Annotated in this window: 5 protein-coding genes; 1 reads left to right on the forward strand and 4 read right to left on the reverse strand. The window is 59.6% G+C overall.

Annotated features, from left to right (window positions below; all coding sequences use genetic code 11):
* Positions 1-116 precede the first annotated feature (116 nt).
* The gene (gene polA / locus ACNA0I_RS20855) at positions 117-2,834 is read right to left on the reverse strand and encodes a DNA polymerase I (RefSeq protein ID WP_415807950.1); all 2,718 of its coding nucleotides are present in this window, start codon (positions 2,832-2,834) and stop codon (positions 117-119) included.
* Between polA and ACNA0I_RS20860 the strand changes: the two genes are divergently transcribed.
* Positions 2,833-3,513: an LOG family protein gene (locus ACNA0I_RS20860; RefSeq protein WP_460478199.1), complete on the forward strand. Its 681-nt coding sequence runs from the start codon at positions 2,833-2,835 to the stop codon at positions 3,511-3,513. The two genes, polA and ACNA0I_RS20860, sit on opposite strands and share 2 nt — an antisense overlap.
* A 114-nt stretch (positions 3,514-3,627) precedes the next feature.
* Here the strand turns inward: ACNA0I_RS20860 and typA are convergent, their stop codons facing one another.
* The 3 genes from typA to rbfA form a co-directional block, all read right to left on the reverse strand.
* Positions 3,628-5,448, reverse strand: coding sequence for a translational GTPase TypA (gene typA / locus ACNA0I_RS20865; RefSeq protein WP_415807951.1), 1,821 nt, complete (start codon positions 5,446-5,448; stop codon positions 3,628-3,630).
* Positions 5,445-6,197, reverse strand: coding sequence for a tRNA pseudouridine(55) synthase TruB (gene truB / locus ACNA0I_RS20870; protein WP_415807952.1), 753 nt, complete (start codon positions 6,195-6,197; stop codon positions 5,445-5,447). Before truB ends, typA begins: the two co-directional genes overlap by 4 nt.
* Positions 6,198-6,237: 40 nt before the next feature.
* On the reverse strand, positions 6,238-6,590 hold a 353-nt coding region (rbfA, locus tag ACNA0I_RS20875; RefSeq protein ID WP_415807953.1), incomplete at its 5' end, for a 30S ribosome-binding factor RbfA.

The following is a 6,590-nucleotide window of genomic DNA, read 5'->3' on the forward strand; positions in this document are numbered from 1 at the left end:
ATATCGTTACAGGCTTCCTCGCGCGTGTGGCCCCGGATATAGGGCAGCAGGGTTTGCAACAGTCTGTTTACGACATCCAGGCTGGATGCCGTAAACAGGACTGGCAAACCAGTGCCTCAGTGCGCCTGTTCCCAGTTGGGACCGACGCCGACCTCGGCCAGCAGCGGCACGCGCAGCGTCGCGACGCCGCACATGAGCTCAGGTACGCGCGCGCGCACGACGCCGAGCTCGCTGGCGGGTACCTCCAGCACCAGTTCGTCGTGGACCTGCATGATCATGCGAGTCGCCAATTGGTCGGCGTCGAGCCAGTCTTGCACGGCCACCATGGCCATTTTGATCAGATCGGCCGCCGTGCCCTGCATGGGCGCGTTGATGGCGGCGCGCTCTGCGCCCTGGCGGCGAGGCCCGGATGCTGCGCGGATATCGGGCATCTGCAAGCGGCGGCCAAAGACGGTTTCGACATAGCCTTGTTGACGCGCCAATTGACGCGTCTGTTCCATGTACTGCGCCACGCCGGGATAACGAGCAAAATAACGGTCGATGTATGCCTGGGCCGCATCGCGCGTAATCCCCAGGTTGGACGCCAAGCCGAATACACCCATGCCGTAAATCAGGCCAAAATTGATGGCTTTGGCAGCCCGGCGCTGTTCGGAAGTGACATCGGGGAGCGCAACGCCAAAGATCTCGGACGCGGTAGCGCGGTGAATGTCCTCGCCAGCGGCAAAGGCCCGCTGCAAATTCTCGTCGTCGGAGACGTGCGCCATGATGCGCAACTCGATCTGGGAATAGTCGGCCGACAACAACACGCCGTTTTCTGCAATGAAGGCTTCACGTACACGACGGCCGGCTTCGGTGCGTACCGGGATGTTCTGCAAATTGGGATCGGACGACGCCAATCGGCCCGTGATCACTGCAGCCTGCGAATAATGCGTGTGCACCCTGCCCGTGCGCGCATTGATCATGCGAGGCAGCTTGTCCGTGTAGGTCGATTTCAGTTTCGACAGGCCACGATATTCCAACAGGACCTGAGGCAAAGGGTAATCCTGCGCGAGCTTGGTCAGGACCTCTTCGTCGGTCGATGGGGCGCCGCTGGCAGTCTTGCGCACGACGGGCAGTTGCATGCGGCCAAACAGGATTTCGCCTAATTGCTTGGGTGAATTCAGATTGAACGGCTGGCCCGCCAGATCGTAGGCCCGCTGCTCCAAGGTCAGCATTTCCTGGCCCAGGCGATGGCTTTGCTGGCCCAACTCTCCCGCATCGACCTTGACGCCGTTGCGTTCGATGACGGTCAATACACGAGAGACCTGGATTTCCAGTTGATAAATGCGTTCGAGCCCCGCGTCAGCGGCGACGCGCGGGCGCAAGGCCTGATGCAATTGCAACGTGAAATCGGCGTCTTCGCAGGCATAGTGGCCCGCCTTTTCGACGGCGACTTCGTCAAAGCCGATTTGCTTGGCGCCCTTGCCGCACAAATCCTCGTAGCTGATACCACTGCGTCCCAGATACCGTTGCGACAAATCGGCCAAACCGACGCCGCGGTGTGATTCCAGCACATACGCCTGCAACATGGTGTCGTCCTGGATGCCAGCGAGCGCGATGCCTTCGTTGGCAAACACATGGGTATCGTATTTGGCGTGATGCAGCAGCTTGGGCCGCGCGGGATCTTGCAGCCAAGCGCGCATGCGTTCGAGGACTTCGGCTTTGGGCAGTTGCTCGGGATGATCCGGACCACGATGCGCCACAGGGATATAGCAGGCCACGCCCGGCTCGACCGACATGGAAATCCCCACCAGGCTGGCTTGCATTTCATCCAGCGAGGTGGTTTCGGTGTCCAGCGCCACGAGCGGCGCCTCAGCAACCAGCGCCATCCATTCGTCAAACGCCGGCCAGCCGGCAATGACCTGATAACGGAGTTCGGCCGGTGCGGCAGGCGCCTCGGCGATAACGCGCGCATCCCCTTGCGGCACGCGCTCGGCATCGCCCGTGAGCTCGCGCAGCCAGCTACGAAAACCATATTTCTCGTACAAGGCTTGCAGCGTCCCGGTATCGGGTTGGCGAGGCTCCAGATCGGCCATCGTGTTAACGTGACCGGTCAGATCGCAATCGCACTTCACCGTCAGCAGCTCGCGCGTCAACGGAAACTGCGAGATCGCTTCGCGCAGATTGTTGCCCGCTACGCCCTTGATGGTGTCTGCCTGTTCTACCAAGCCGTCAATCGAGCCAAACTCGCTCAGCCACTTGACGGCAGTTTTGGGGCCGACCTTGGTCACGCCTGGAACATTGTCCACGGCGTCACCGATCAACATGAGGTAATCAACAATGCGCTCGGGCGAGACGCCGAATTTGTTTTGTACACCCGGTTCGTTCAAGACCTCGCCGCTCATGGTGTTGACCAGGGTCACATGCGAATCAACCAATTGCGCCAGATCTTTGTCACCAGTCGACACGATGGTGTGAATATCCTGCTCTGTCGCCTGGCGGGCCAAGGTACCGATCACATCATCGGCCTCGACCCCCTCGATCGCCAGAACTGGCCAGCCCAAGGCCTTGACGGCCTGGTGGATCGGCTCGATCTGCGCGGCCAGATCCTCGGGCATCGGCGGCCGATGCGATTTATATTCGGGGTAGAGATCGTCACGGAAGGTCTTGCCGCGTGCATCAAAAATACAAGCTGCGTAGTCTGCCTTATGATCAGACACGAGCTTACGCAACATATTCACGACACCATAGAGTGCGCCCGTAGGTTCGCCTTGCGCATTGCGCAAATCGGGCATAGCGTGAAAGGCGCGGTACAAATAACTCGAACCGTCTACCAGCAATAAGGTTTTCTTCATGGTTACAAAGGCAGATTTAGAAACGCCCGCCGGCAAGCAAATACCGGTGATTATGTCAGAGATACGGACGGCGGCAGAACAACTGGCCGATTTAGGCCCCGCCGTCAGCTTGTTCGGCAGCGCGCGCACCAGCCGCGGCTCGCCACACTACGAAACCAGCGAAGCCATCGCACGCGCACTGGCCGAGGCAGGCTTTGCCGTCATCGCAGGCGGTGGCCCAGGCATCATGGAAGCCGCCAATAAAGGCGCATTCGAAGCAGGAGGAACCAGCGTAGGCCTGAACATCAGCCTGCCGCACGAGACTCACAATAACAAATACCAGACGATCAGTTTGTCATTTGAGTATTTTTATTCTCGCAAAGCGACCTTTTTCATGCATAGCTTTGCTTACATCTCGCTGCCCGGCGGCTTTGGCACAATGGACGAGCTGTTTGAGGCGTTGACGCTGATTCAAACCGGCAAAGTCCCCCCCGCACCCGTCATTCTGGTGGGCAAGGAATACTGGCAAGGCCTGATAGGCTGGCTACGCGACCAAATGCTGGCCAACGGAATGATCGGCGCCCACGATCTGGAGCTATTCATCATCGAAGACGACCCACAAAAAGTCGTGCAGCACATACGCGAATTTCACGACATGCATCAGAACGACGCTCAATACGCGCCGTCGCTGCCCGGTTAACTCGCAGAACCACAGGCCCGCGTAGTCGGGCGCACCAAACACAATCGCCACATCCAAAACGAAACGGGCGCCCAACCTCAGGCGCCCGTTCTTCACACTAACTGTTAGTACTCATCAAGCACTTTCACGCGCCGCACGACGACGCTCATGCTCTTGCAGATAACGCTTACGCAGACGGATCGACTTCGGCGTGATTTCCACCAGCTCGTCATCGTCGATGAACTCAACCGCATACTCGAGCGACATCTGAATCGGCGGCACCAGACGCACCGCCTCGTCCGTACCCGACGCACGCACGTTGGTGAGTTGCTTACCCTTGATCGGGTTGACGACCAGGTCGTTATCGCGGCTGTGAATGCCGATGATCATGCCTTCGTACAAGGCCTCGCCCGGATTGACGAACATGCGGCCACGATCCTGCAATTTCCACAGCGCGTAAGCCACTGCATCGCCATTATCCTGGCTGATCAGCACGCCATTACGACGCTCGCCGATGCTGCCTTCGCGCACGGGTGCGTATTCGTGGAAAATGTGGCTCATCAAGCCCGTACCGCGCGTCAAAGTCAGGAACTCGTTCTGGAAACCGATCAGGCCACGGGCCGGAATCAGGTATTCCAGACGGGTACGGCCGCGGCCATCGGGCTGCATGTCTTGCAAGTCGCCCTTGCGGCGGCCGAGCTCTTCCATGACGCCACCTTGGTGAGCGTCTTCGACGTCGATGGTCAGCGACTCGAACGGCTCGCATTTCACGCCGTCGATTTCCTTGAACACGACACGCGGACGCGACACGGCCAACTCGTAGCCTTCGCGACGCATGGTTTCCAGCAAAATGGTCAAGTGCAATTCGCCACGGCCCGACACCTCGAACACGGTATCGTCGCCCGTATCGCGCACGCGCAGCGCTACGTTGGACTTCAGCTCGCGGTCCAGGCGATCACGCAGCTGACGGCTGGTGACGAACTTGCCTTCGCGGCCGGCCAGGGGCGACGTGTTCACCATGAAGTTCATCGTCAGCGTAGGCTCGTCGATGCGCAGCATGGGGAATGCTTCCGGATTCGCCGGATCCATGACCGTGCAACCGATACCGATGTCTTCGATACCATTGATCAGCACGATGTCGCCGGCTTCGGCTTCCTCGACCACCTCACGTTCCAGGCCCTTGAATTTCAACACCTGGTTGATGCGGCCTTTCGAGATCGAGCCTTCGGGACCGAATTGGAAAGCCACATCCATGCCCGGACGAATACGTCCACGGTTGATGCGGCCCACACCGATCTTGCCCACATAGTTGTTGTAGTCCAGCGAGATGACCTGCATTTGCAGCGGACCATTGGGATCGTCGTCACGCTGCGGCACGTGTTGCAGGATGGCTTCGAACAACGGACGCATGTCGCCTTCGCGCACATCAGGCGTCAAACCGGCGTAGCCCGACAGACCCGAGGCGTACACCACGGGGAAATCCAACTGCTCTTCGGTCGCGCCAAGCTTGTCGAACAAATCGAACGTCGCGTTGATCACGAAATCCGGACGGGCGCCCGGACGGTCGATCTTGTTGACGACGACGATGGGCTTCAATCCCAAGGCCAGGGCCTTACGGGTCACGAAAATGGTCTGCGGCATCGGGCCTTCGACCGCATCGACCAACAGCAATACCCCGTCCACCATGGACAGCACGCGCTCGACTTCGCCACCGAAGTCCGCGTGTCCCGGGGTGTCGACGATATTGATGTGCGTGCCTTCGTATTCAACGGCACAGTTTTTGGCCAGAATCGTAATGCCGCGTTCTTTTTCCAGGTCGTTCGAATCCATGACCCGTTCCGTAACCGCCTGGTTTTCGCGGAAGGTGCCGGATTGGCGCAGCAACTGGTCGACCAGGGTAGTTTTACCGTGGTCAACGTGGGCAATGATGGCGACGTTGCGCAAGGCGCGAGTCATAGCGGGTCCTTTAAGGTCGGTGTGGCGGGCAGCAAGCCCGCCGGCAATTCATTCAATGCAAGCAATGCTTGCTTGGGGTCAGTCATGGCCTGTAGGGCCTCGAGCGTGACGGCGCGATCCAGCGAAAATGGCCCGACGTGCGTGCGCCGCAGCGCCGCCAGGTGGGCATAACACCCCAGTGCCCGGCCGATATCCTGCGCCAGGGTACGTATGTACGTCCCCTTGCTGCACGCCACATCGATCTCGGCCTGGCTGCCATTCAGCGATAACAGGTCGATGCGGTAAATCTTGACTTGACGCGGCGGGCGGTCCAGCTCGATACCCTGACGCGCGTATTCGTACAACGGCTTGCCGTCCCGCTTCAGCGCCGAATACATCGGCGGGATCTGCTCGATGATGCCCTGAAAGCGTGACAACACGTCGAGCAAGGCGGACTCGGTCACATTGACCGCATCCGTCGCGCGTGCCGTCACGATGCCGGTCAAATCGCCGGAATCGGTTTCCTCGCCGAACTGCAAGGTCGCTCGATAAGACTTGTCGGCGTTGAGCATCGCGCCGGAGATCTTGGTGGCACGCCCCATACAGCACACCAGCAAACCGGTGGCGAAAGGATCCAGTGTACCTGTATGCCCCGCCTTGGCGGCATCCATGGTGCGTTTGGCGCGCTGCAAGGCGTGATTACTGGACAAACCCACAGGTTTGTCTAGCAACAGGACACCGTCGAGCGCAAGCCCGCGTCGTTTAGCCATCGTCGAATCCGGGAAAAAAGCAGCAGTAGACGACAGCCGATCAGCGCTGGTCTTCAGGTTCGTCGGGCTCTTCCGCGACCGGGCCAGGCCGGTTTGCGCGGTCGATCAATGCCGACATTTCGATGCCACGCGCGATTTGCTCGTCATGGAAGAAGCGCAATCGGGGCACAGTGTGGATGTGCAAGAGCTTGTACAGCAGGGAGTGCAGCCAGCCGGCTTTTTCGTTGAGCAGCGCCGCCGCGGTGTCGGGCTCGGCGCCCATCACCGTGAAATAGACTTTGGCGTGCGCGTAATCAGCCGACAGCTCCACACCGGACAGCGTGATCAATCCAGCGCGAGATACGTCGATCTCGCGCTGAATGAGGCCGGCCAGATCCTTTTGGATCTGGTCGG

The sequence above is a fragment of the Bordetella muralis genome (genome assembly GCF_965139205.1).
Taxonomy (GTDB): domain Bacteria; phylum Pseudomonadota; class Gammaproteobacteria; order Burkholderiales; family Burkholderiaceae_B; genus Bordetella_A; species Bordetella_A muralis.